This window comes from Kitasatospora griseola, assembly GCF_014648555.1.
GTDB classification, from domain to species: Bacteria; Actinomycetota; Actinomycetes; order Streptomycetales; family Streptomycetaceae; genus Kitasatospora; species Kitasatospora griseola.
On sequence record NZ_BMRI01000002.1, the window covers coordinates 1 to 23851 of the forward strand.

The following is a 23851-nucleotide window of genomic DNA, read 5'->3' on the forward strand; positions in this document are numbered from 1 at the left end:
CGCGCCGTCTCAGCAGGCATCGCCGGGAACGTGTCACCCAACGGCACACCCTCCGACGCCTTCAACCGCGCCGTCTCCATCGGTTCCCCGACAGTCGTCCCGACCCGGTACGCGGGCATCTCGTCCGGTGCGAGCCATCCGGCCTTCGCCGCCTCCGAGATCGGCGAACCACCGTCGATCCGCTGCGCGGGCATCACATCCGGCTCGAACCGCCCGACCTGCGCCGCCTCCGTAAACGGCGAATGCCCCTCAACCCGCTGCGCAGGCACCACATCCGGATCCGCCCACCCCACCCGCGCCGCCTCCGACACCGGCACACCACCATCAAACCGCTGAGCAGGCATCACATCCGGCTCCAGCCAGCCCACCCGCGCGGCGTCGCCGAACATCGGCGCCTCCACGCCGATCCGCTCACCTTCGGGGATGCGCACGGTGTGCGCGGGTTCGACGTCGGGGTCGAGTGCGAACCAGGGCACGTCGTTGCTCATGGAGGTTCCTTAGTGGGTGCGGATCGGCGCGGAGGGGGCGGTTGCGGTCAGTCCGCTGCGGGGGCGGCCAGGCGGGTGAGTGCGGCGCGCAGGAAGGGGCTGGGGACCTGGTAGCCGCCCTCCTCCCGGATCGGGGTCGGCTTCGCGCCAGCGGCAGCGGCAGCGGCGGGAGCCGCCCCGCCCGCCGGAGTCGCCGGCGTGGCCGCCGTCCCCGCGACCTCGCCGTGCCCACGCCGGACGGCGGCACTGCGCGCACGCTCCAGGTACTCGGCGTCCGCTCCCGCCTTGGACTCACCGGACGACCCGGTCGACCCGGACGAGCTCGACGACGCCGCCACGCTCTCCTGACGAGGCGTCACCGCCTCCCCAGAGGTCGCGACCGCCGTCGTCCCGGTACCGGCCCCGGCCTCCGCGCCCTCGCCGGGCGCGGGGGTGCCGAGCAGGACGCCGGCCAGCTGGTTGAGGACGGCCTGTTCGCTCGCGGGGGCCCCGGCCGTCGCTTCGGCGGCCGCCACGGGCTCCGGCTCGGGTGCGGTGAGGACGCCCTCGGCGCGGGCGTCGTCCATCCAACGGCGGCGCGCGCGCTGCCAGTTGCGGTCGCGCGGGTCGACCTCGCCGGCCTGGCCGAGGATGCCGCTGTCGTGCAGCAGCGCCTCCTCCTCCGTGCCGTCCGCGCCGAAGCGGGTGGGGCCGAGGAAGCGGTTGGCGCCCTTCTTCTCGCCCTTGCCGCCGCGTCCGGCGCCGCCCATGCCGCCGCCGTGGGCTCCGCCGACGCCACCGGCCGCCGCCCCACGGGCACCGGCGCCCGCCCCGCCGCGGGCGCCACCGGCCCCACCGCCGCCGCGCATGCCGCCGGCGGCGCCCGATCCGGCCAGCGCGCCGCCGGCCCGGCCCATCGCGCCCATCGCGTTGCCGAAGGAGCCCGCGCTCATCCCGCCCGCGCCGCCGAACGCCCCGCCGCCGCCGAGGCCGCCACCGCCGAGACCGCCGCCCGCACCGCCGCCGAACGCGGAGAGGCCGCCGCTCCCGCCGAGGCCGGAGCCGCCGAGGCCGAGGCCGGTGCCGGCGGAGCCCAGGTCGCCGAGGCCGGCCAGGTTGAGCGAGCCCTTCGGGCTGACCGGGAGGGGGGTGAAGGTCGGCGGGTGGTTGTTGCCCGAGGTCAGGTCGGGGATGTGACTGATGGGCGGCGGCGTGAACGGCTTCATGATGCTGGGCGTCTTCGGCCCGCCGTGGCCGCCCGCGCCACCGCCCGCGCCGCCCCCGGCGCCTCCCCCGGCACCGCCGCCCGCGCCGCCACCGGCCCCGGCGCCCGCACCGTCGCCACCGCCGCCGGCCCCGTCCGCGCCGCCGGGCCCGCCACCCGCGCCGTCGATTCCGAGGCCCGTTCCGCCACCGGCGCCCGCACCGCCACCGCCGCCACCGCCGCCGTTGAGGGTGCAGGTCTTGCCGATGCCGTTCATGTCGGCGATGTGGTTGGCGTTGTTGCGCAGGATGCCGTCGACCTGGGAGCTGACTCCGCCCACGTACTGGTGGTACAGGCTGGCGGCCTGCTTGATGCCCTCGGAGTTGGCGATGTCGTCTTTCTTGCCCGCCGGGTTCTGCGCCATGTAGGTCTTGGCGTAGTCGAGTTCCCGGATGATCTCGTTCTTGGTGTCGATCATCGCCTGGTGCGCGCCGTGCAGGCCGTTCGCGATGTCGGTGCCGGCCTTGACGGTGGTGGCGACGTGCGAGGCGTCTCCGCCGGCGAACTTCTGCAGGTACTGCTGGAAGCTGTCGGCGGCCGAACCGGACATGCAGGACATGGCGCGCTGGGCGGCCTGGGCGATGCCGCGGATGTGGGTGTCCGCGATCTGGTTCCACTTGTCCCAGGCGACGGCGAGGTCGGCGATCAGGTCCTCGTTGCCGTCGGGGAACGAGATGTCCGAACCGTTCTCGTTCTTCCGCACGGTCTTGAGTACATCGGCGAGGTCGGCCGGCAGCTCGATCATGGCGGGGAAGCTCTCTCGAATGGTGGGAGCGGCGGCTGACACCGGATCAGCCGCCGTGGTGCGGTCGGGCGGCGTGCGTCAGATCAGGTTGCGGCCGGGGCCGCCGCCGACCGGGCCGTGCGGCTCCGGCGGCTTGGGCTTGTTGTAGTCCAGGGACGGCCCGTCCTGGGTGTGGTAGCCCGCGGGGTCCGGCTGCGGCGCCGGGGCGGGAGCAGGGGCAGGCGCGGGGGCCGGCGTGGGCGTGGGCGTGGGCGACGGGGACACGGCCGGCGTGGTCGGAGTCAGCGGGGTGCCGTCGCCGGTGGTGATCCGGCTGAGCTCGCTGGCGTGGCTCTCGTCGTTGGCCTGGTGGCGGGCGGCCATCGTCTGCAGGTTGGCGCCCATCGTGGTGGCGTTGGAGAGCAGCAACTTGATGCCCGCCAGCACGTCCTTCTGGTGCTTGTTGAACCCGCCGACCGAGGAACTTCCGCCGGTCAGCGCCTTGCCCAGCAGGTCGGTCCCGTACACGGAGTCCGCGACCATGTTGATGTGGGCTTCCAACTGGGCAAAGGGGCCCTGCATTTCCTCCAGCAGCGCTGCGATCGTCTTGGCTGCCGCCTGGACCTCGTCCAGGTCGATGTTCACGCCGTCGCCGGCCATCTCGTCCCGCCCTCTCCCGATTCCTGCTCCCCGACGGTGCGAACCGTTGCAGGGGGGACCCGGGCGACCGGGTGAGCGAGGGGCCGAACGCGGTGCCACGGGCAATCCCGCGCACCTGCGGCTGCCGCACGTGTTCATCCTGGCGGCAGCGGTTTGCCTTCCGCTTGCGCCTCACTAACGCGTCGGTGTCGCCCGCCGGCGGGAGGCCCCGGAGCAGGGCCGAACTCGGCTCAGGGTGAGCCGAGTTCCGCCGCCCGTCGCCGGTGGGCGGAGGCCGCCTGGGCCTGTCCGGCGGCGTCCTCGGCGGCGGCAAGGGCGCTGAGCACCTCGGCGGTGGCCTCGTCGTGGCCGATCCGCTCGGCCTCGGCGAGCCCCTCCTGGAGGCGGCTGTGGGCCTCGGCGTGGCGGCCGAGGGCGGAGAGCGCCTCGCCGCAACTGGTGTGCAGCAGGACCCGGCGCGAGGACGGGATCTGGTCCTTCATCAACTCCAGTCCGTACAGCGCCCGTTCGATGGCCTGCGCGGGGCGGCCGGTGACCAGCAGGTGGCGGGCCAGGTGCTGGAGGGCGAGGGTGACGGTGTGGGTGTGGCCGATGGCGAGGGCGATCTCCAGGGCCTGGGTGAGGTTGGCGCCGGCCGCGGCGTTGTCTCCGAGCTCGGCCTGGACGGCGGCCAGGTTGACCAGGGCGACGGACCGGCCGACCTGGTTGCCGGCCCGGGCGGCGAGTTCGGCGGCCGGAGCCAGGCAGGTGACGGCCTCGGGCAGGCGGCGGTTGGAGACCAGCACCCAGCCGAGCATGGCACGGACCTGGCTCTCGCCGTCCAGGTCGCCGCACTCCAGGGTGGCGTCCAGGGCGTGTTCCAGCTGGGACACCCAGCCGTCGCGCAGCCGCCGCAGGATCAGCGGCCACTGGGTGAGGACGAGTCGCCAGACCCGTTCCGGCGAGGCCCCGGCGATCACGTGGGCGAGGGTCTCGCGGTGCGCGCCGAGCCAGTGGATCGCCTCGTCGGCGTTCTCGAACTCGGCGACGGCGCGCGGCCGGTGGCTGCCCGCCGGGGGCTCGCAGCAGGGCTTGCTGCCGGGTTCGGCGATCTGCACGGCGGCCAGGCCGGTGTACAGGTACTGGTCGGCGAGGCGCTCCCGGGCGAGGCGCTGCTCGGCGGGGTGGCTGCGGCTGCTCAGGTCGCGGGCGTACAGCCACACCAGGTCGTGCAGGGTGTAGCGGCCGCCGTCGGTCTCGGTGACCAGATGGGTGGCGGCCAGCTGCTCCAGTGCCTCGGCGGCGGCCGTCGGTTCCAGGTCGCCGAGCGCCGCGGCGGTGTACGCGTCGATCACCGGGCCGGGGTGGAAGCCCAGCGCGCGGAACAACCGGGCGGTGGCGGGCGGGAGTTGCTCGTAGGAGATGCGCAGCGCGCTGGCCACGCTGATCTCCTCGGCGGCCAGGTGGCCGAGCCGGCGCTGTTCGTGGCGGAGCTGTGCGGTGATCGCGCCGAGGCCGCGGCGCGGGTCGGCGGCGACCTTGGCGGCGGCGATCCGCAGGGCCAGCGGCAGACCGTCGCAGAGCCGGGCGAGTTCCCGGGCGGCGTCGGGTTCGGCAGCGATCCGGGCGGGGCCGAGGACCCGGGCGAGCAGCGCGGTGGACTCCTCGGGGCCGAGCACGGCGAGCGGCAGCGGGCGGGCGAGTTCGGCGGCGACCAGGCCCAGCATCCGGTTGCGGCTGGTGACCACGGCGACGGAGTCGGCGCCGGCCGGCAGCAGCGGCCGGACCTGGGCGGTGTCCCGGGCGTTGTCGACCACCACCAGCAGGCGGCGGCCGGTGGTGATCCGCCGGTACAGCGCGCTGCGGGCGGTGGTGCCGGCCGGCAGGTCCTCGCGGGCGACGCCGAGCGCGGCGAGGAATTCGGCGACCACCTCGTCCAGGTCGCGGTCGGGCCGGTCGCTGAAGCCGCCGAGATCGGCGAACAGCAGGCCGTCGGGGAAGCGTCCGGCGTTGCGGTGCGCCCAGTGCAGGGCGAGGGCGGTCTTGCCGACCCCGGCGGGTCCGGTGATCAGCGCGATCGCACCGTCGGGGCCGCCGCGCACCGCGTCGGCCAGGGTGGCGAGTTCGGCGTCGCGGCCGTGGAAGCCGCGCGGGGCGCGCGGCAGCAGGTCGATGGCGGGGAGGTTCTCGATCGCGGGTGGGCCGGCGGGCTTCGGGATCACGTACCCGACGGGCGGAGCGGCCGCGGGTACGGCGACGAGTGCGGGTGCAGGTGCGGGTGCGGCCACCGGTGCGGGGGTCTCGGGCACCGGCTCGCCGCGCAGGATCCGCTCGTACGCGGCGTTCAGCGCCCGGCCGGGGTCGACGCCGAGCCGGTCGGCCAGCGATTCGCGGGTGCGGTGGTACCAGTCGAGGGCGTCGCACTGCCGTCCGGCCCGGAACAGCGCGAGCATCAGCGCGGAGACCAGCGATTCGCGCAGCGGGTGGGCGACCGTCTCGGCGCGCAGCAGTTCAGCGGCCCGGGCGGGGTCGCCGAGCCGCTGGTAGTGCTCGGCGAGGGCTTCGACGGCGGCGAGCCGGTTCTCCTCCAGGGTGTGCCGCCAGGCCTCCAGCGGGGGGCTGGCGACGGTTCCGGTGAGTGCGGGGCCGCGCCACAGCGCGAGCGCGTGCTCCAGCGCGTCGGCGACGTCCACCGAGTGCGGCTCGACCCGGGCGGCGGCCACCAGGGTGTCGAACTGCTCGACGTCCAGCCGCCCTTGGGGCAGTTGCAGGGTGTAGGCGTCGCCGGCGGTGGCGAGTTGCACGCCGTGCCCGGTGGCGCCCTGCTCGGTGAGCAGGGCGCGCAGCCGGGATATGTGGCTCTGCACCACGGTGCGGGCGTTGGCGGGCGGTTCGGCGACCCACAGCGCCTCGGTGAGCTGGGCGACCGAGACCGCCCGGTTGCGGCGCAGCAGCAGCAAGGCGAGCACGCTGCGCCGCTTCTCCGGTCCGAGTCGCAGTTCGCCGCCGTCGGCGTCCTCCGCCGAAACGGCCCCGAGCAGCCGGAACTTCACCGCAGTAACCCCCTCAACTCCCCCCCGAGTCGTGTCCGGTGACGGAGGCTACCGGGTCGTTATCCGGTACATAAAATCAGGGCCGTTCCGACGGCGCTCCGGACAGGTCGTCAGAGGGTGACGGCGCCGCCCGGGGTGACGATCCGCAGTCCGGCCTCGTCGAGCTCGATGGCCAGCGGAGTCCCGTCCAGCGCCGCCTCGTTGAGCAGGGTGGAGCTGGTCAGGTGCCACAGCCGCAGGGTGCCGGCGGCGTCGCCGGCGGCGAGCAGCGCCTCGCCGTCGAGCTCGCGGCCGACCACGGCGCGGACGGCCGCGCCGCCGCCGGTCAGCAGGGCGGTGCGCTGGCCGCTCTGGACGTCCCAGACCAGCACGTTGCCGTCGGAGGTGCCGGCGATCAGCGTGGGGCGGTCGCCGATCTCGGTGAAGGACAGCACCTCGGCGGGCCGGGTGAGGCCTTCGCAGACCGGTCCGGCGGCGCCGCTGCCGGCGTGCCACATCCGGACCTTGAGGTCCTCGCCGGCGGTGGCGAGGATCGGCTGTCCGCCGGCCAGGACGGCGGCCAGCGCGGTGATCGGGCCGTGGCCGGTGACGAAGCGCCGGCTGTCGTCGCCGGTGGCGGCGGCGCGGACGGCGATCACGCCGTCGCGGCCGGCCGAGGCCAGCAGTGGCTGGTCGCCGGTGGTGAAGGCGAGTCCGGTGACGGGGCCGGCGTGCGGCACGGGCAGCGGGTGCGCGACGCCGTCGGCGAGGCGGTGGCTGCGGACGGCGCCGGCGGTGGTGCCGCAGACCAGCAGCGGGCCGTCGGGGCCGTCGGCGGTCAGGTCGAGGCTGTGCACGGGGCCGCCGTCGGCCGCCACTTCGAGCAGTTGACGGCCCGTCGGGGCGTCCCAGGCGGCGAGCGTGCCGTCGCCGAAGCCGGCGGCGAGCACGGGGCGGCCGTGCAGGGCGCCGGCGACGAGCGCGGCGAGCGGACTGCCGGGCCGGCCGGCCGGGGCGGCGTCGGTGCGGGCCTGCCCGGTGGCGGCGTCCCAGGCGGTGATCCGGCCGGTCTCGTCGCCCGTGTACAGGACGCCGTCGGCGGCGGCCAGCGCGGTGAGCCAGCCGCCGGCGGGCCAGCCGTGCAGCGGGCGGGCGTCGTAGACGTCCCAGGTGCGGACGGTGCCGTCGAGGGCGCAGGAGGCCAGCACGGGGCGCTCGTCGAGGGTGATGAAGGCGAGGCCGGTGACGGTGCCGGTGTGGCCGGCGAGTTCGGCGACCGGCTGGCCGGTGGCGAGGTCCCAGACCCGTACGGTGCGGTCGTGGCCGCCGGTGGCCAGCACGGCCTGGTCGTCGACGGTGAGGACGGCCATCGAGCGGACCTCGCCGCGGTGGCCGACCAGCAGGTGCAGCTGGTCGCCGGTGCCGGCGTCCCAGACCCGCACGGTGCCGTCGGCGGCGGCCGCGGCCAGCAGGTCGATGCCGGCGCAGTGCGCGGCGCGCAGCACGGTGGCGCCGTGGCCGCCGGTGGGCAGGTTGCCGAGCACCCGGCCGTCGTCGGCGCGGACGGCCCGCAGGTCGCCGCCCTGGCCGGCCGAGAACGCCACCGGGATGTCCCGGCAGATCAGCGCGGCGACCGCCTGGGCGCCTTCGCCGCCGGTGGAGCCGTGCACCACCTGGCCGGTGGTGGCGTCCCAGACCTGCACCGAGCCGTCGGTGCCGCCGACGGCGAACAGCGAGCGGCCGCCGGCCTCGCCGAGGGCGACGGCCGACGGGGCGAGGCCGGCGTCGGCGTCGGAGCCGCCGAGCGGGGCGGCGTCGTCGAGCGCGGTCAGGCCGAACGAGCCGTCCTCCTCGACCAGCGCGTACGCGGCGCGGCCGCCGACGGTGCCGACGGCGGCGGCGCTGCGGGCGGTCTGCGCGGCCGGGTGGCCGAGGGCGACCGCGCCGGGCAGCGCGGCGGGCTCGCCGGGCTCGCCGAACATCTGGGCCAGCAGGGTCGCGAACGGGGCGACGGCGGCGGGCACGGGCGCGGCGGTGCCGTCCGTCCACTGCCGGTCCGCCCGGCCGTTCAGGCCGCTGACGGTGAACCGGCGGCCGGCCGCGGGGGCGGGGGCGCCGGGCGCCGGCGCGGGGGCCTCGCCGAGGGCGGTCAGGACGCGGACGATCAGCGCGGCGTCGACCCGGCCGGTGCGCTCCTGCCCGTCGCGGACGGCGCGGAACCCCTCGGGGGTGATCAGCAGTTCGCCGAGCGCGCCGTCCTCCAGCCGGAGGCTGCTTTCTGACATGTCGTCACTCCTGGTTCAGGTGCGGGGTGTCGGGGACCCCGTGGATCAGCAGAGGTCTTCCGGTACGAGCGTCGCGTACACGGCGTCGTGCAGCCGCTGGGTGCGGGAGCTGCGGAACAGCGCGGGGAGGTATCCGGCCCGACGGAAGCCGATCGCGGCGCCCGTCAGCTGGCTGGGCATGTTGTCGGCGGCGGCGAAGGCGTCGATCCGGCGCAGGCCGATCCGTTCGAACCCGAACCGGCACACCAGCCGCATCGCGCTCTTCGCGGTGCGCAGCCGGCGGTGTTCGGGCAGCAGCCAGACCGCGATCTCCGCGCTGTCCTGCTCCGGGTCGAGGTTCACCAACTCGCCCCAGCCGATGGCCCGTCCGACGTCCGCGCCGGGTTCGTCGCCGACCGCTTCCGCGGTCTCTTCCCCGGTCTCTTCCCCGATCGCTTCGAGGGCGAAGTAGGCGGCCCGGCCGGTCTGCCAGAGCATCGGCGGGATCTCGGTCAGCCACCGCTCGGCGGCCGCTTCGTCCCGGTGCGGGATCACCGCCTGCAGGAACTCGCGCACCAGTGGGTCGTGGGTGCCGCGGTGCACCAGGGCGGCGTCCGAGGGCCGCGGCCTGCGCAGCAGCAGCCCGTCGTCCGTCAGCGGATCGTCCCGCACCTCGGCGAGCGCTCTCATCGGCTTCCCCCGTCGCCTCCGGGGCCCGCGTGCCACCCCGGCACACCCTCCCCGGCCCTTCGACCACTCGTCAAGTCAACCACATCCCACGGCTGTTCCCGCACGTCAGCGGGACGTTAGTGGAACGTGAGCCCGGGCTCGCAGACTCAGTGGCGGGGTTCGTCACTCCAGTCCCGCCGCCCACCCGGCCCACTCTCTCTCCCGGGCCGGGCGCCCCCGCTACGGGCGGCGGGACGCCCCGTTCACCGCTCCGCGCTCGCACCCGCCGGAAGGGCGACGGCGCGCAGCTCCCGCACCACGGCCCGCACGGCCGCGGTCCGGGCCAGTTCCGGGGTGGTGACGTAGCCGACCTGCCGGGACGGACGCTCCGGGCCCAGGTCGGTGACGGCGAGCCCGTCCGGCAGCCGGTCCAGGGTGAGCATCGGCATGATGGCCATGCCGAGGCCCTGCGCGGCGAGCGAGAGCACCACGGTGTCGTCGGAGACGTTGATGGTCGCGGGCGGGATCCAGTCCTGTCGGCGCCACCAATCGGCCGTGTAGGAGCCGCAGTTCTCGTCCCAGTCGACCAGCGGCAGGCTGCGCGGGTCCGGGTGGCCCTGCTGGTGCGCGAGCGCGTAGCCCTCCCGGTACAGCGGCGCCGAGACCAGCCCCGCCGGGATCGCCGCACCCAGCGTGGCCAGCGCCAGATCGGCCCGGCCGTCGGCGACCTCTCCCGCGGTGCCCCGCCCCAGGTCCCGCACCACCCGCACCTCGGGCTCCAACTCCGGGCAGCTGACCGCCAGTCGGGCCAGCACCGTCGGCAGCACCCGCCCGGCCGCGCTGCGGAACGCCACGATCCGCACCTTCCCGCGCGGCCCGCCCGGCTCCCCCTGCCGGGCCTCCCCGGGCAGCGCCGCCAGCAGTCGCAGGATCCGGCGGGCGTGCCCCACCACCCGCTCCCCCGCCGCCGTCGGCGCCGCCCCGCGCCGCCCCCGCTCGAACAGCACCGCGCCCAGCTTGCGCTCGCACCCGCGCACCGCGTGCGACACCGCCGACTGCGTCAGCCCGAGCGCCTCCGCCGCGCCGGTGAAACTGCCGCGGTCGGCCACCGCCACCAACACCCGCAGCTCCTGCGGGACCAGATCCTCTGCCACCTTCGCAGCGTACGGCCTCGGCTACGCCGCCGACCGGGAGCGTCGACGGCCCGGGGCGCCGGCGGCGTACGCGACCCCCGCCGCGACCAGCAGCACCGCGGCCGGTATCGCCAGGTTCAGCAGCTGCCGGATTCCCGCCGGGTCGCTCAGCACGTCGACCGGAGCGCCGAGGTCGTGCAACACCCCGAACGAGTCGCGGGTGGCGAACACGTAGGCCAGCCCGCAGAACCCGACCGCGAAGGCCGACAGCCCCGCGCTGCGCTCGGCGACCGCCAGCGCGAGCAGCACGGCGCCGATGACCAGCAGCGGCGTGGCCCCGTTGAAGCGGAGCAGCTCGGCCGACTCCCCCCAGGCCGACGCCGTCCGGAAGCCGTGCCAGTCCGCCCGGGTCAGGACCGTCGTGGCACCCGCCAGCAGCACCGCGACCGCCACACCCGCCGCGGCCCGCCGCCCGTTCCCCGCCCGCCGGTACCACCAGCCGAGCGCACAGCTGCCGCCCACCAGGGCGATCAGCCAGTACAGCTTGAGCGCCCCGGGGTGCGCCAGCTCGTAGCTGCCCAGGATCCCCACCGGTGACCAGACCGGCGCGGCGCACATGGACAACCCCTCCACGGACGGCGCCGGACTACAGGCCTGACTGACCGTCAGATAGAACGGCAGGGACAGTGCGAGCAGCACCCCGCACACCATCAGCGCGAACCAGTACCGCTGTGCCGCTGCCATTCCCGAATCCTCTCCCCGCCTCCGAACCGACGGGCCTTGGACGCACGCACGCGGGTTCGGGTTCCGGACCGGCGCCGGCCATGAGCGCCGTTCATGGATCCGCCCCAGCCATCGACGCCGCCCCCTGCCACGGCCGCGCCGCCCGGCCTAGCGTTTCCTCTCGTCAACCCCCTTCTTCTGCAGGAGTGTTCGCCATGTCCCGCACCGCCACCCGCACCGCCCGTGCCATCCACCAGGTCGCCCGCCCGGACGGCATGCCCACCGCCGAGCAGTTCGCCTTCGTCGACGACGAGCTGCCGCCGCTCACCGAGGGCAGCGCGCTGGTGGAGAACGCCTACCTGTCCGTGGACCCGTACATGCTCGGCTCGATGGAGGGCGGCGAGGGCGGCTGGGAGCTGAACGCCCCGTTGGAGGGCCGGTCGGTGGGACGGGTGGTGGAGTCGCGCAGCGCCGCGCTTCCGGTCGGCGCCACGGTGATCCACCGCCAGGGCTGGCGCACCCACGCCGTGGTGACCCGCGCGGACGTGCGGGTGCTGCCGGACCTGCCCGGCGTCCCGCTCAGCGCGTTCCTGGGCGTCCTCGGCGGCACCGGCCTGTCCGCGTACGTCGGCCTGACCCGGATCGCCAGGCTCGCACCCGGCGAGGACCTGTTCGTCTCGGCGGCCGCCGGCGGCGTCGGCACCGCGGCCGGCCAGCTGGCCCGCCTGCTCGGCGCCCGCCGGGTGATCGGGTCGGCCGGCTCGCCCGCGAAGACCGCCTTCCTCACCGAACAGCTCGGCTTCGACGCCGCGTTCGACTATCACGACGGCCCGGTCGCCGACCTGCTGACCGCCGCCGCCCCCGACGGCATCGACGTCTACCTCGACAACGTCGGCGGCGACCACCTGGCCGCCGCGATCGGCGCGATGCGCGACTTCGGCCGGATCGCCTGGTGCGGCGCGATCGCCCAGTACACCACCGAACCGCCCGCCGCCCCGCACAACCTGTTCGAGCTGGTCGGCCGCAGCATCCGGCTGGAGGGCTTCCTGGTCCGGAACCACATGGACGCCCAGGAGGAGCTGTACGAGCTGCTCGCCCCGCACCTGCGCTCCGGCCGGGTGATCTCCCCCAAGACCGTCCTGGACGGCTTCGACCGCACCGTGGACGCCTTCCTCGGCGTGCTCACCGGCGCGAACACCGGCAAGATGCTGGTCCGCCTCTGATGTCTAGGCCGACTCCTTCGCTGCCAGCCTCAGTTGCTCGTCCTCCACGATCCGTACGGCGAGCGCGCGGTCCGAGACGTCCACCGCCTCGGGGGCCGACTCGGCCAGTTCGCTGCGGCGCGCGTAGCTGTCGAACAGCTCGGCCTTGCCGCGCAGCAGCTCCACCAGCCCGCGGTCCAGGCTGTCCGTGGCGAGCAGCCGGTGCACCCGGACCCGGCGGATCTGCCCCATCCGCTGGGCCCGGGCCACCGCCTGGTCCTCCAGGGTCGGCTTGAGCTGCGGCTCGCACAGCACCACCACGTTCGCGGCCTGCAGGTTGAGGCCGAGCCCGCCCGCCTGGATCTGGCACAGCAGCACCGCGTGGCCGTCCGCCGCGGTGAACGCGTCCACCAGCTCCTGCCGCGCCTCGGCGGCCACCGACCCGGCGACCGTGCCGGCGACCACCTCGCCCAGCGCGTCCCGGACGGTGGCCAGCACCTCCCGGAAGTACGAGAACACCACCACCTTGTGCCCGCTCTCGGCCGCCTCCGCGACCAGCTCGCGCAGCCGCCGCAGCTTCGCCGAATGCGCGGGGCGCGCGTACGCGGCGCGGCGCATCGCCATGAAGTTGCCCTCCGCGACCGCCGCGGCGTACGCCTCCCGGTCCGGACCGGACAGCTCGTCCCACTCGTCCACCCGCACCACGTCCGGCAGTTCGGTCAGCACGTCCTGCTGGTTGCGCCGCAGGTACGCGGGCGCGACGGCCCGCCGGAAGGCGACCGACCCGGCCACGCCGAGGCTCGCGGGCAGCTCGGTCAGCAGCTCGGGCTGGAGGTGGCCGATCAGCGTGCGGAACTCCTCGACCCGGTTCTCCATCGGCGTGCCCGTCAGGAACAGCACCCGCTCGGTCCGCCCCGCCCACTCGGCCACCAGCCGGGTGCGCAGCGCGGCCCGGTTCTTCACGAAGTGCGCCTCGTCCACCACCAGCGCGGCGACCGGGTCCGCGGGCAGCGTCCGCAGCGACTCGTACGTCGCGACCAGCACGCCGCCCCGCTCCAGCCACTGCGCGCGGGCCGTCTCCCGTTCCTGCCCGTGGTACCGGTGCGCGGCCAGCGTGGTCCGATCCGCCGTCTCCCGCTGCCAGTTGACCAGCACGGACGCCGGGCACACCACCAGGAAGCGCCGCTCCCCCGCCGCCGCCAGGTGGGCCAGCACCGCCAGCGCCTGCACGGTCTTCCCCAGCCCCATCTCGTCGCCGATCATCACCCGCCTGCGGGCCAGCGCGAACCGCGCCCCGAACGCCTGGTAGCCGCGCAGCGACACGGTGCAGCCCCGGTCGTCCAGCGGCTCGGCCCGCACCTGCTCGGCCAGCCCGTCCGGCAGATGCCCCTCGGCGGCGCCCCGGCCGCCCCGCTCGACGCCGCTGAGCCGCCCCTCCTCCTCCAGCAGCGCCAACTCGGCGTAGAACTCGGCGGCCCGGTGCTCGAACTCGACCCGGACCTCCACCTCCCCCGCCCCCGGCCGCAACAGGTCGGCCCCGGCCTGGGCGAGCCGCAGCGGGACTCCGTCGGCCTCGGCGAACGCGACCTGCTTCTCCAGCGACTCGACCGCCCGCCGCGCCTCCGCCCGCCGCCCGGCCCCGGCGAGCACCCCCCGCACCCACCTGCAGGCCGGCCGAGCCGCCTCCATCGGCGCGGCGAGCAGCTCGTCCAGCTCCGCGGCCTCCGCCGCCGCCCGGCGCGCGCCCGGCCCGGCCACCACCAGCCGGTGCAGCGCGACCAGCAGCTCCGTGCTCCCCTCGTCCGGCCGGGCGGGATCGATCCGCACCGCCGTACTCCGCTCCACCGCCTCCTCGATCTGCCGCGCGGCCCCGACCAGCTGACTCGCCGTCGGCCCCCCGATCCCCGGAATCCGCACCAGCTCCTGCGCGTTCACCCCGCACACCTGCGCGACCGTCCGGTACCCCGCCCCCGCCAGCACCCCGGTCTGCAGCCGCCCCTCCGTGACCTCCTTCAGCCGCTCGACCGGTATCCCCTCCAGCTCGGCCCGCACCAGCCCCCGGAAGACCCGCGCATGGGCGTCCACCACCGCCCCCACCGCCGCCGCCCGCTCCGCCACCACCCCTCGCGCAGCCTCCCGCAACCGCCCCGCCCGCCCCACGACCTCCCTGGCCCGCCGCCCACTTCCCATGAACCCCACGCCTCCTCGCCCGAACCCACCGATCGCGGGCCATTGTGGCAGTCGGCCCCGTCACCAGGCCGAACGCGTCACCGGCCCTCGATGAGGCCCGTCAGGTGGCGCTCCAGGGCGGCCAGTTCGAAGCACGTGGTGATCGGCAGCGTGGGGTGCGGCCGGCTGCCGGCCCGGAGAGCGTCGGGCAGGCCGTCGAAGGCCAGGACCCTTTCGTGAGCGACCCGGTGGAGCGCGCACTCGGAGCCGTCGATCTCCTCGATGGGCAGGTCGCCCTCCCAGGCGTCCTCGTACCACCTGCCGGAGATCCGGGAGACGAACAGGAGCGCGCGCTGGCCCACGACGAGCGGCCGCTGGCCCCAGTGCGGCGGTTTGCCGACGAAGCGGATCTCCGATCCCGCCTCGGCCCGAAAAACCCGTGCCGAGTACACCTCTTCGACGATCGCGGTGAACTGCTGCGCGGCAGGCGATCCGGTGACCGCCACCCTGATCAGGTCGTTCCGCTCCACCTTCTCCTGCAGAAAGCTCATGAGCCGATTGTCGCCGCACCCGGCCCGCTCCTGGGCACCCGACCCGGACCTGCCCGGCCCGGAAATCCAGGTGCCCGCGGTCGGGCGGCGCTGCGAGACTGGCCGCCGTGACACGACCTGAACTCTCCGAACTCGACCACCTGAAAGAGCTGGAGCGGCTGGCCAGGGCGGTGACGAACGCCGCCTGGGGCGAGGACCTGCTCGCGGACGACCGGGACGCGGAGAACGGGACGCCCCTGCAGCGGGCGTTGCACGCGCTCTCCCGAGGGCTTCGCCGCTACCACTTCCGCGGCGACGGCTGCCTCGAAGAGGAGGCGGACCGGCCCGACCTGAAGCTCGCGGGCGTGGTGGTCCTGCGTCCCGGCGCGATGCCGGAGGGCATGACGGAGACCTACGAGGAGGCGTGCGCGCGGCTCGGGGTGGAGGCCCGGCCGGAGGGGTGGGCCCTGTGGAACACGTGGGGCGACGGGAATCTCCACGTGACGATGGTGGTCGCCGCGGTCGACACCACCGAGGGCCTGCTCATGAACTGGTCGCGGGGGATCGCCCACTACCCGGTGACGCCCCTGCCGTCCCAGATCGCGGTCATCCACCACGGCTGGGCCGCCCACATGATCTTCTCCCCGTTCGGTGTGAAGAAGCTGGGGCTCGGCGGGCAGCCCTGACCCCGGATCAGGTCAGATCGAGGACGTCCGCGAGGCCCGCGGCGGCGAAGGCTGCGACGAGCGGCTCGCGGCCCTCCGTGAAGTGCGCCCAGCTGTCGAAGTGGACGGGGACGACGCGGCGGGCCCGGAGGAGGCGGGCGGCTTCGACGGCGCGGGCGCTGTCGAGGGTGAGGAGCGCGTTGTCGAAGAGGCCGGTGCGGGCCGCGCCGGCGAACAGGACGGCGGTGTCGACGGGGGCGTGGCGTTGGGCGATCCGTTCGACGACGTCGAGGGAGGCGTTGTCGCCGGAGACGTAGACGACGGGCAGGCCGGGCCCGGTCAGGACGAAGCCGATGACTTCGCCGGTGACGGGCTCGCAGCCGTCGGGGCCGTGCTGGGCGGGGACGGCGGTGACGGTGATCGGCTCACCGGTGGGGCCGGTCAACTCGACGCTCTGCCAAGGGGCGAGGCCCTTCGCAGTGCCGCCGAGGCGCTCCGCGCCGCCGCGGGTGGTGAGGGTGAGCGGGACGTCGGCGAGGAACTTCCGGCCGCTGTGGTCGAGGTTGTCGGGGTGTTCGTCGTGGGAGAGCAGGACGGCGTCGATCGGGCCGAGGCCGGCGGGGTCGATCGTGCCGGGGCGGGTCTTGACCAGGGCGCCGCCGCGGGGGAGCGGGTACTCGCCGGCGACGTCGAAGGTGGGGTCGGTGAGCAGGCGCAGGCCGCCGTACTCGATCAGCGCGGTGGGGCCTCCGAAGACCTGGACGGCGGGGCCAACAGCAGTCATGACGCACCTCACGGGAGAGAGAGTGGTTTACCGTGAGAGGAATCTAACGGGTCATCACGAGGAACTGCAAGAGATTCCGTGAGAAACGGCGGACGCAGCACTCCTCACCTGCGACGGAGGCCTCTACCATGAGGCCCATGAGCCAGCGCAGCACCGCCACCCCCGCCCACTCGCCCGCCCCGGGCGCCGAGCAGCACCCGGCGCTGGACTTCGCCAACTCGCTGCTCAGCCTGCCCACCGGCCCGCTCGACCTGATCGGCTCACCGGAGACGGCCACCGCCTGGCTGATCGACCACGACCTCGCCCCGGTCGGCGGCCGGGTGTACCGGCCGTGCACCGACCGCATCCATCAACTCCGCGCCGCGATAAGGGCGTTGATCGAGGCCAGGGCAGCAGACCGGCCGGCCCCCGCCGACGCCCTGGCCGCCGTCAACGCCGCGCTCACCGCCACCCCGTCCGCGCCGCTGCTGCACTGGGACGCCGAACGCGGCCTGCACCGCGCCCTCCCCCACCCGGCGGACCGGATCGCCGACCACGCGATGGCCCAACTCGCCGCCGACGCAGCCGAGTTGCTCACCGGCCCGGACGCCGACCGGCTCGCGGCCTGCGGCGGCGCCCCGTGCACCCGGTTCTTCGTCCGCACCCACGCCGCCCGCCACTGGTGCTCCACCCGCTGCGGCGACCGGGTCCGCGCGGCCCGCGCCTACGCCAAGAAGCGCGCCACCAACAAGGGTTGACGCGCAGTCAGGAGCCGAAAGCAGCGGACCCCGCCCGGCCGGAAAGGCCGAACGGGGTCCGCTGGGAACCGCAGGGGGCAGCGTTACGCGGCCGGGCGGGGGAAGGTCGGGTACTCGACGCCGGAGACGTGCTGGACGACCCGGACGACCTGGCAGGAGTAGCCGAACTCGTTGTCGTACCACAGGTAGAGGATCGCGTTGTCGCCCTCGACCTTGGTCGCGCCCGCGTCCACGATGGAGGCGTGGCGGGAGCCGATGAAGTCGCTGGAGACCGCGTCGGGCGAGTCGATGAAGTCGATCTGCCGCTTCAGCGGGGAGGTCAGCGAGACGTCGCGCAGGTGGTCGAGGACGTCCTCGCGGGTGGTCTCGCGGGCCAGCTGCAGGTTCAGGATGGCGATCGAGACGTCCGGCACGGGGACCCGGATCGAGCTGCCGGTGATCTTCGCCTTGAGGTCCGGCAGGGCCTTCGCGACGGCGGAGGCGGCGCCGGTCTCGGTGATGACCATGTTGAGCGGCGCGGAACGGCCGCGACGGTCGGCCTTGTGGTAGTTGTCCAGCAGGTTCTGGTCGTTGGTGAACGAGTGGACGGTCTCCACGTGGCCGCGGAGCACGCCGTACTCGTCCTCCATCGCCTTCAGCGGCGGGACGATCGCGTTGGTGGTGCAGGACGCGCAGGAGATGATCTGCTCGTCGGGCTTGATCGTGTCGTGGTTGACGCCGTGCACGATGTTCGGGACGTCGCCCTTGCCCGGGGCGGTCAGCACGACCTTGGCGATGCCGGGGCGCAGGTGCTTCGACAGGCCCTCGCGGTCGCGCCAGCGGCCGGTGTTGTCGATCAGGATCGCATCGTCGATCCCGTACGCGGTGTAGTCCACCTCGCTGGGGTCGTTCGAGTAGATCACCTGGATCGCGTTGCCGTTGGCGACGATGGTGTTGGTCGCCTCGTCCACGGTGATGGTGCCCTGGAACTGGCCGTGGATCGAGTCGCGCCGCAGCAGCGAGGCGCGCTTGACCAGGTCGTCGGCGCCGCCGCTGCGGACCACGATGGCGCGCAGCCGCAGGCCGCCGGCCTTCTCGACCAGCAGGCGGGCCAGCAGGCGGCCGATCCGGCCGAAGCCGTACAGGACCACGTCGCGGGGCGCCTGGCGCTCCAGCTTGCTCTCGCCGGTGGCGCCGGCCACGGCCTCGGCGGTGAACTCCTCGACGCTCAGGCCGCGGCCGTCCGCACGGTAGGCGGCGGCGAGCAGGCCCAGGTCGATCTGGGACGGGCCGAGGTCGAGGGCGGTGAGCGCCTGGAGGAACGGGAAGGTCTCGGTGATCGAGAGCTCCTCGCCGGCTATCTGCCGGGCGAAGCGGTGGGTCTTCAGGATGCTGACCACCGACTTGTTCACCAGGGAGCGGCTGTGCAGCAGGACGGTGACGTCCCGCTCGCGGTGCAGCCTCCCGATGATCGGGATCATCGACTCCGCGAGCTCCTCGCGGTTCTTCCAGTCCGTGAACACGTCGTCGTTGACAGTCACAATTCAACTTTCGAGGGTAGGCCGAGCTAGGCGCCCCCATGCTAGCTTCGGCCGACCGGTCGACGACGGGGTGGTCCCCTCGCTGACCAGCGGTGGTACGCCGGACGAGGTCGTCCGGACGTGATCACGGCCACACCTCTGACACTCTCCGCCCACTCCGGTGCAGCTCGGTACCGAATCTGACGGACCGTCAGCCCAATTCCGGCCCCGACCGGGCGTGACCAAGGTCACCCACGTCGAATTCGTCACCCCCCGGGGTGATGTCTCGTCATTTTCGGCCACTTGGCACCTGTGGATGGAGGAGAGTGGGAGCCCCGGCCGGGCGGCCGCCCGTCACCGGGGTGCAGGTCCGGCCGTCCGAGGCCGGGCCGCCGCGAGGAAGGGACGGCCGTCCATGCCACACCTGGCCTACCAGCGGGCCGCGCTGGTGTTCACCCTGTTCGACGCCAACGACAACGGGGTGCTCGACGCCGAGGACTTCGACCTGATGACCGAGCGCGTCCTGGAGGTCGCGACGGACTCATCGGAGGCCGACCGGCAGGCGCTGGCCGACAGCATCAGCAACTACTGGGAGGTGATGGCCAAGACGCTGGACGTCAATGGTGACGGCCTGGTCACCCCCACGGAGTTCCGCGGCTTCGTCCTCAACCCGGATCTGTTCGGCGCCAGCGCCGCCGTGTTCGCCGACGCGCTGGCCGCGCTCGGCGACCCGGACGGCGACGGCCTGATCGAACGGCCCCGCTTCCTCGCCCTGATGACCGCGATCGGCTTCGACGTGCCCAACATCGAGGCCCTGTTCGACGCCTTCGGCCCGGACGCCACCGATCGGATCACGGTGGCGGTATGGGCCCAGGGCATTCGCGACTACTACTCGCCCGAGAAGGTCGGCATCGCCGGCGACCGCCTGGTCCCGAATCCGGTCTGACCTCTCCACCCGCTGTGAAGGAGCCCGTTTTGACCGCACCGCTCATTGCCCTGGCCGTAGGCCGCGGCACCGGACCGGACCTCGCCCCCGTCTTCGAGCGGGTGCTCCACCGGATCACCCGACTGCACGGTGTGGAGGCCGAGTTGGTGCGGTCACCGCGGCTCTACCACTCGTACGTCTCGCTGCGCGCCGAGTGCGCCGACACCGCCGAGATCACCCGCCTGACGGCACTGGACGCCGCGCACTACGAGCAGTTCTGCCGCGAGCAGGCGGCGGCCGGCGTCCGGGCCGTGTTCCGCACCGCGATCAACGCCCAGTCGCTGTACTTGGTGCGCCAGCGCCTGGCCGCCGTCAAGGTCGAGCCGCTCGCCGCGGCCGGCGCCCGGCTGCTGCTGGTCCGCGACCAGGCCCAGGGGTTCTACACCGGCGAGAACCGGCACACCCCCGGCCGGGTGGTGCGCACCATGGAGTTCAGCCGCGCCGTCACCGAGCAGGTGGTGCGCTACGCGGTCCGCCGCGCCCGGGAGCTGTGGCCGGAGGGCCCCGCACGGGTCCAGATGGCCTACAAGTTCCACCTGCTGGACGGCGCGCTGGACGACTGGGCCGCCGCGCTGTCCGCCGAGCTCGGCATCGAGATCTCGCTGTTCCAGCCCGACACGGTCAACCGCAATCTGATCACCCACGGCCCCGAGGACCGCACCGTGCTGGTCGCCGGCAACGAATGGGCCGACATCATGCACGTGGTGCTGCTCGACCGGTACGGCGCGGAGCGGCAGGAGAATCGTTGCACCGAGAACGTGAACCTCCACCCGGAGCTGCACGGGCTGACGGAGTACCAGACCGTGCACGGCTCCGCCGACGACCTCGCGGGGCGCGATCTGGTCAACCCGGTCGCCACCGTCCGGGCCGCCGCCCGGATCGCCGAACGCCATGCCGGCTGTCCGGGCGCCGAGGCCGCCGTCGAGGCGGCGCTGGCCACCGCGCAGGCCCGCGGCGTCCTCACCCCCGACCTCGGCGGCGCCGCCGGGACCACCGAGGTGGTGGACGCGGTGCTGGCCGAACTGAGCGTCGCGTTAAAGCCGTTCGTGCCCGCCGCCAGGTCGGCCTCGGCCCGGGTCGCCGCCGCTTCGGGCACCGATCGGGCGGGCGCCCGATGAGCACCGGCACCACCGCGACGGCGACGGCCCTGGTGGTCGTCGACCTGCAGAACGACTTCTGCGCCGGGCCGGTCGCCGCCGCCCGCTTCCCCGGCGATCCCGACCGGCTGGCCCGCGTCGCCGCCCGCACCGCCACCGCCGTCGACCGGGCCCGCGCGCTCGGCGTCGAGGTATTGTTCGTCCGCTTCCTCGGCGACGTCGCCCTTCAGGGGCCGGCCTGGCAGCGGCGCGACGCGGCGCTCGGCAAGCGGCCCAAGTGCCTGGAGGGCAGCTGGGGCGCCGAGTTCCACGCCGCCGTGCCCCGCCCGGACGAGGCGGTGTTCACCAAGCAGGCCTGCTTCGACGCCTTCCTCGACCCGGCGTTCGAGCCGCACCTGCGCTCCCGCGGCATCCAGCACCTGGTGCTGACCGGCCTGTTCGCCGACGTGTGCGTGGACTCCACCGCCCGCACCGCCTTCCAGTTGGGCTTCCACCTCACCGTGCTGAGCGACTGCACCGCCGCACTCCACCTCGCCGACCAGGACGTCCTGCGTTTCATGGCCAAGGTGTACGGCGCCCGGATCACCGACCTCACCGACGGGCAGCCCTTCACCCTGCCGGAGCTGCCCGCGCCGGCCGCCGCGACCGACCGGGTGGGTCAGTCGTGCCTCTGACCGCCCCCGTCCTGGACGACCCCGGTGTCACCGCCGGCGTCGGCCGCACCGCTCTGCTGGTCGCGCACGCCCGCGCGCTGGAGGCCCGCCGGCCCGACGCGCTGGCCGTCGACGCGTTCGCCGAGCACTTCGTCCGCGCCGACCCCGGCTGCGCCGACTGGCCGCTGAACCCGGACGAGATCGCCCCGGGCGACCCGCTGTGGGGCCGGCTGGCCGCCTACTTCGCGCTGCGCACCCGGGTGCTGGACGCGCACCTGCTGACGGCCGTCCGGGCCGGGGTGCGCCAGGTGGTGCTGCTCGGCGCCGGGCTGGACTCCCGGGCGCACCGCCTGCCGTGGCCGCCCGGCACCACCGTGTGGGAGCTGGACCGGCCGGAGGTGCTGGCCTTCAAGCAGCGGGTGCTGGACGAGCTGGAGGCCGTCCCGACGGCCTGCCGCCGGACGGTGCCGGTGGATCTGCGCGGCCCGTGGCCGCAGGCGCTCACCGACGCCGGGCTGGACCCGCGGCAGCCGGTGGCCTGGCTCGCCGAGGGGCTGTTCCTGTACCTGCCCGCCGACGCCGAGCTGCGGGTGGCGGGCGAGCTGGACGAGCTCAGCGCGCCGGGCTCCACGCTGGCGTACGAGGTCAAGGTCGGCATGGAGGTCGCGAAGGTGCGCGCCAATCCGGTGTACACGGCCGCCCGGACCAGGATCGGCGTCGACCTGCTGTCGCTGTTCGCCCCGGGGCCCCGGCCGGACACCGCGGCGCACCTGGGCGCGCTCGGCTGGGCGACCACCGTCCGCACGCCGTTCGACCACGCGGCGGGTCTGCCGCGGGCGCCGCGCCCGGAGCGGGACGACGCGCTCGCCGCGAACCGCTGGATCACCTGCGTCAAGGGCCGCTGACGTCGGAAGCGGGGCCGGGCAGTCGCTGCCCGGCCCCGCTTCCGTGCCGCCGGATCAGTACGGCTTGACCAGCACGTGCGCGGCGCCGGGGATGCCGATGGTGAGGAGCTCGTCCTCCTCCGGCGTGGTGGGCGTGCCGGTCTCCTGCTTGAGGATGGCCCGGGACAGCGACTGGACGAACATCGCGCGCGGGCGGCGGCGGTCCTCCCAGGCCTGCAGCGCGGCGGGCACCGAGTCGGCGGCGTCCAGCTCCTGGGCGAGCACCAGGGCGTCCTCGACGGCCATCGCGGCGCCCTGCGCCAGGTGCGGGGTGGAGGCGTGCGCGGCGTCGCCGGCCAGCGCCACCCGGCCGACGTGCCAGGGCGCGTCCACGGTGACCTGGGAGATCCGCGAGTAGACCACGGTGGACGGGTCGGTGATCTGCGCGAGCGCCTCGGCGATCGGGCCGGTGAAGTCGGCCAGCCGCTCGGCGAGCTGCTCGTGGGCGCGCTCCGGGTCGGGGCGGAAGTCCTCGGCCTCGGAGAACACCGAGCCCAGGTACATCAGCTCGTCGGTGATCGGGGTGAGCAGCGCCTTCGCGGCGAGGTTGCCGGTGCTCATCAGCACGCCCTGCAGGTCGGCCCGCCGGGGCAGGGTGACCCGCCAGTTGGCGAAGCCGGTGTACTCGGGGCGGAACCGGTCGCCGTACAGGCGGGTGCGCAGCGGGGAGCCGATGCCGTCGAAGCCGACCACCAGGTCGTAGCGGCCGGTGCTGCCGTCGGAGAGCGTGACGTCGACGCCCTCGCCGTCGTCGGTGAGGTCGGCGATGGTGGTGCCGAACCGGACGGTCGCGCCGGCGTCGGCGACGGCCCGGCCGAGCACCTGGGCGAGCGCGGGGCGGGGTATGCCGTTGTTGGCGGGGGCCCCGTCCATCTGCGGCTGCGGGATCTTCGCCACGGGGTTGCCCGCCGGGTCGCAGATGGTCAGCACCTGCCATTCGAAGCCGACTGCGAGGCAGTCCTCCAGGAGGCCGATCTCGCGCATCACGTGCAGCGCGTTGGAGGGCTGGATGATGCCGACGCCGAGCGCGTCGAACTGCTCGCGGAGTTCGGCGACCTCGACGCTGTGGCCGCGGCGGGCGAGCGCGACGGCGAGGGTGAGTCCGCCGATGCCGCCGCCGTGGACGAGGACACGCAGGGGTGTTGCCATGGTCTTCTCCGGTGGTTCGGGGTTGGGGCGCGGTGGCCCAGGGGGGTTCAGCCGACGGGCAGCGCCATCAGGTGGTCGACCAGGGCGAGCAGCGCGTCCCGGCCGAAGGTCCGCTCGCGGACGTCGCCGACCATCATCGGCACGTGCGGGTCGAGGTCGAGCGCGGCGCGGATCTCCTCGTCGGTGCGGGTGTTGACGCCGTGGAAGCAGTTGATCGCGACCACGAACGGGATGCCGCGGCTCTCGAAGAAGTCGATGGACGCGAAGCTGGTCTCCAGCCGGCGGGTGTCGGCGATGACGACGCCGCCGAGCGCGCCGTTGACCAGGTCGTTCCACATGAACCAGAACCGCTCCTGGCCGGGCGTGCCGAACAGGTACACCACCAGCTCGGGGCTGACGGTGATCCGGCCGAAGTCCAGGGCGACGGTGGTGGTGGTCTTCTGGTCGACGCCGGCCAGGTCGTCCACGCCGACGCTGGCGGTGGTGAGGTACTCCTCGGTGCGCAGCGGGGCGACCTCGCTG

Annotated in this window: 21 protein-coding genes; 7 read left to right on the top strand and 14 right to left on the bottom strand. The window is 74.4% G+C overall.

The window, feature by feature from the left end:
• The 8 genes from IEZ12_RS02470 to IEZ12_RS02505 form a co-directional block, all read right to left on the bottom strand.
• Positions 1-488: hypothetical protein (locus IEZ12_RS02470; RefSeq protein WP_229847169.1), on the bottom strand; the 488-nt coding region annotated here is incomplete at its 3' end.
• 47 nt (positions 489-535) lie between these two features.
• On the bottom strand, positions 536-2476 hold the full coding sequence (locus tag IEZ12_RS02475; protein WP_189270535.1) for a WXG100-like domain-containing protein: 1941 nt from the start codon (positions 2474-2476) through the stop codon (positions 536-538).
• A 78-nt stretch (positions 2477-2554) separates the two neighbouring features.
• Positions 2555-3115: a hypothetical protein gene (locus tag IEZ12_RS02480; RefSeq protein ID WP_189270896.1), complete on the bottom strand. Its 561-nt coding sequence runs from the start codon at positions 3113-3115 to the stop codon at positions 2555-2557.
• 230 nt (positions 3116-3345) lie between these two features.
• Entirely contained in the window at positions 3346-6147 is a 2802-nt protein-coding gene (locus IEZ12_RS02485) for an AfsR/SARP family transcriptional regulator (protein ID WP_189270536.1), read from the bottom strand.
• Positions 6148-6257: 110 nt separating this feature from the next.
• Positions 6258-8411: a WD40 repeat domain-containing protein gene (locus tag IEZ12_RS02490; protein WP_189270537.1), complete on the bottom strand. Its 2154-nt coding sequence runs from the start codon at positions 8409-8411 to the stop codon at positions 6258-6260.
• Positions 8412-8456: 45 nt separating this feature from the next.
• A complete protein-coding gene (locus IEZ12_RS02495) occupies positions 8457-9080 on the bottom strand; it encodes a GNAT family N-acetyltransferase (protein ID WP_189270538.1) in 624 nt (207 codons plus the stop codon).
• 242 nt (positions 9081-9322) lie between these two features.
• Entirely contained in the window at positions 9323-10213 is an 891-nt protein-coding gene (locus tag IEZ12_RS02500) for a LysR family transcriptional regulator (protein ID WP_189270539.1), read from the bottom strand.
• Positions 10214-10234: 21 nt separating this feature from the next.
• Positions 10235-10936 (bottom strand): hypothetical protein, encoded by a 702-nt coding sequence (locus IEZ12_RS02505; RefSeq protein ID WP_189270540.1) that lies wholly within the window; start codon positions 10934-10936, stop codon positions 10235-10237.
• A gap of 194 nt (positions 10937-11130) precedes the next feature.
• Here IEZ12_RS02505 and IEZ12_RS02510 point away from each other — a divergent pair, with 194 nt between their 5' ends.
• Positions 11131-12138: an NADP-dependent oxidoreductase gene (locus IEZ12_RS02510; protein WP_229847170.1), complete on the top strand. Its 1008-nt coding sequence runs from the start codon at positions 11131-11133 to the stop codon at positions 12136-12138.
• Between the two features lie 3 nt (positions 12139-12141).
• On the opposite strand, the gene IEZ12_RS02515 is transcribed toward IEZ12_RS02510, so the two are convergent.
• The gene (locus IEZ12_RS02515) at positions 12142-14307 is read right to left on the bottom strand and encodes a DEAD/DEAH box helicase (protein WP_189270542.1); all 2166 of its coding nucleotides are present in this window, start codon (positions 14305-14307) and stop codon (positions 12142-12144) included.
• A 77-nt stretch (positions 14308-14384) separates the two neighbouring features.
• Positions 14385-14837, bottom strand: a complete 453-nt coding sequence (locus IEZ12_RS02520) for a hypothetical protein (RefSeq protein ID WP_189270543.1) — start codon at positions 14835-14837, stop codon at positions 14385-14387.
• Positions 14838-14944: 107 nt separating this feature from the next.
• On the opposite strand from IEZ12_RS02520, the gene IEZ12_RS02525 reads away from it, so the two are divergent.
• Positions 14945-15502, top strand: coding sequence for a hypothetical protein (locus IEZ12_RS02525; RefSeq protein ID WP_189270544.1), 558 nt, complete (start codon positions 14945-14947; stop codon positions 15500-15502).
• Between the two features lie 7 nt (positions 15503-15509).
• Here the strand turns inward: IEZ12_RS02525 and IEZ12_RS02530 are convergent, their stop codons facing one another.
• Positions 15510-16265: an MBL fold metallo-hydrolase gene (locus tag IEZ12_RS02530; RefSeq protein ID WP_189270545.1), complete on the bottom strand. Its 756-nt coding sequence runs from the start codon at positions 16263-16265 to the stop codon at positions 15510-15512.
• A 137-nt stretch (positions 16266-16402) separates the two neighbouring features.
• On the opposite strand from IEZ12_RS02530, the gene IEZ12_RS02535 reads away from it, so the two are divergent.
• Positions 16403-17002 (top strand): ABATE domain-containing protein, encoded by a 600-nt coding sequence (locus IEZ12_RS02535; protein ID WP_189270546.1) that lies wholly within the window; start codon positions 16403-16405, stop codon positions 17000-17002.
• Between the two features lie 83 nt (positions 17003-17085).
• Here IEZ12_RS02535 and IEZ12_RS02540 read toward each other — a convergent pair whose 3' ends face one another.
• On the bottom strand, positions 17086-18522 hold the full coding sequence (locus IEZ12_RS02540; protein ID WP_189270547.1) for a glyceraldehyde-3-phosphate dehydrogenase: 1437 nt from the start codon (positions 18520-18522) through the stop codon (positions 17086-17088).
• Between the two features lie 394 nt (positions 18523-18916).
• Here IEZ12_RS02540 and IEZ12_RS02545 point away from each other — a divergent pair, with 394 nt between their 5' ends.
• Genes IEZ12_RS02545 through IEZ12_RS02560 form a run of 4 tightly spaced genes read left to right on the top strand, consistent with a single transcriptional unit; the run spans position 18917 to position 22141 of the window.
• Positions 18917-19447, top strand: coding sequence for an EF-hand domain-containing protein (locus IEZ12_RS02545; protein WP_043910738.1), 531 nt, complete (start codon positions 18917-18919; stop codon positions 19445-19447).
• Between the two features lie 29 nt (positions 19448-19476).
• On the top strand, positions 19477-20604 hold the full coding sequence (locus IEZ12_RS02550; protein WP_229847171.1) for an isocitrate/isopropylmalate family dehydrogenase: 1128 nt from the start codon (positions 19477-19479) through the stop codon (positions 20602-20604).
• A complete protein-coding gene (locus IEZ12_RS02555) occupies positions 20601-21257 on the top strand; it encodes a cysteine hydrolase family protein (protein ID WP_189270549.1) in 657 nt (218 codons plus the stop codon). Before IEZ12_RS02550 ends, IEZ12_RS02555 begins: the two co-directional genes overlap by 4 nt.
• Entirely contained in the window at positions 21248-22141 is an 894-nt protein-coding gene (locus IEZ12_RS02560) for an SAM-dependent methyltransferase (protein WP_229847172.1), read from the top strand. The genes IEZ12_RS02555 and IEZ12_RS02560 overlap by 10 nt, the downstream gene beginning before the upstream one ends.
• 54 nt (positions 22142-22195) lie before the next feature.
• Here the strand turns inward: IEZ12_RS02560 and IEZ12_RS02565 are convergent, their stop codons facing one another.
• Positions 22196-23329, bottom strand: coding sequence for an FAD-dependent monooxygenase (locus IEZ12_RS02565; RefSeq protein WP_189270550.1), 1134 nt, complete (start codon positions 23327-23329; stop codon positions 22196-22198).
• A gap of 47 nt (positions 23330-23376) precedes the next feature.
• Positions 23377-23851 (bottom strand): GTP-binding protein (locus IEZ12_RS02570; RefSeq protein WP_229847173.1); only part of this gene is annotated, 475 nt, incomplete at its 5' end.

Coding starts and splice junctions, on each gene's coding strand:
- IEZ12_RS02475 (WP_189270535.1), bottom strand. CDS start 2,476: ATGATCGAGCTGCCGGCCGACCTCGCCGATGTACTCAAGACCGTGCGG.
- IEZ12_RS02480 (WP_189270896.1), bottom strand. CDS start 3,115: ATGGCCGGCGACGGCGTGAACATCGACCTGGACGAGGTCCAGGCGGCA.
- IEZ12_RS02490 (WP_189270537.1), bottom strand. CDS start 8,411: ATGTCAGAAAGCAGCCTCCGGCTGGAGGACGGCGCGCTCGGCGAACTG.
- IEZ12_RS02495 (WP_189270538.1), bottom strand. CDS start 9,080: ATGAGAGCGCTCGCCGAGGTGCGGGACGATCCGCTGACGGACGACGGG.
- IEZ12_RS02505 (WP_189270540.1), bottom strand. CDS start 10,936: ATGGCAGCGGCACAGCGGTACTGGTTCGCGCTGATGGTGTGCGGGGTG.
- IEZ12_RS02510 (WP_229847170.1), top strand. CDS start 11,131: ATGTCCCGCACCGCCACCCGCACCGCCCGTGCCATCCACCAGGTCGCC.
- IEZ12_RS02515 (WP_189270542.1), bottom strand. CDS start 14,307: ATGGGAAGTGGGCGGCGGGCCAGGGAGGTCGTGGGGCGGGCGGGGCGG.
- IEZ12_RS02520 (WP_189270543.1), bottom strand. CDS start 14,837: ATGAGCTTTCTGCAGGAGAAGGTGGAGCGGAACGACCTGATCAGGGTG.
- IEZ12_RS02530 (WP_189270545.1), bottom strand. CDS start 16,265: ATGACTGCTGTTGGCCCCGCCGTCCAGGTCTTCGGAGGCCCCACCGCG.
- IEZ12_RS02535 (WP_189270546.1), top strand. CDS start 16,403: ATGAGCCAGCGCAGCACCGCCACCCCCGCCCACTCGCCCGCCCCGGGC.
- IEZ12_RS02545 (WP_043910738.1), top strand. CDS start 18,917: ATGCCACACCTGGCCTACCAGCGGGCCGCGCTGGTGTTCACCCTGTTC.
- IEZ12_RS02555 (WP_189270549.1), top strand. CDS start 20,601: ATGAGCACCGGCACCACCGCGACGGCGACGGCCCTGGTGGTCGTCGAC.
- IEZ12_RS02565 (WP_189270550.1), bottom strand. CDS start 23,329: ATGGCAACACCCCTGCGTGTCCTCGTCCACGGCGGCGGCATCGGCGGA.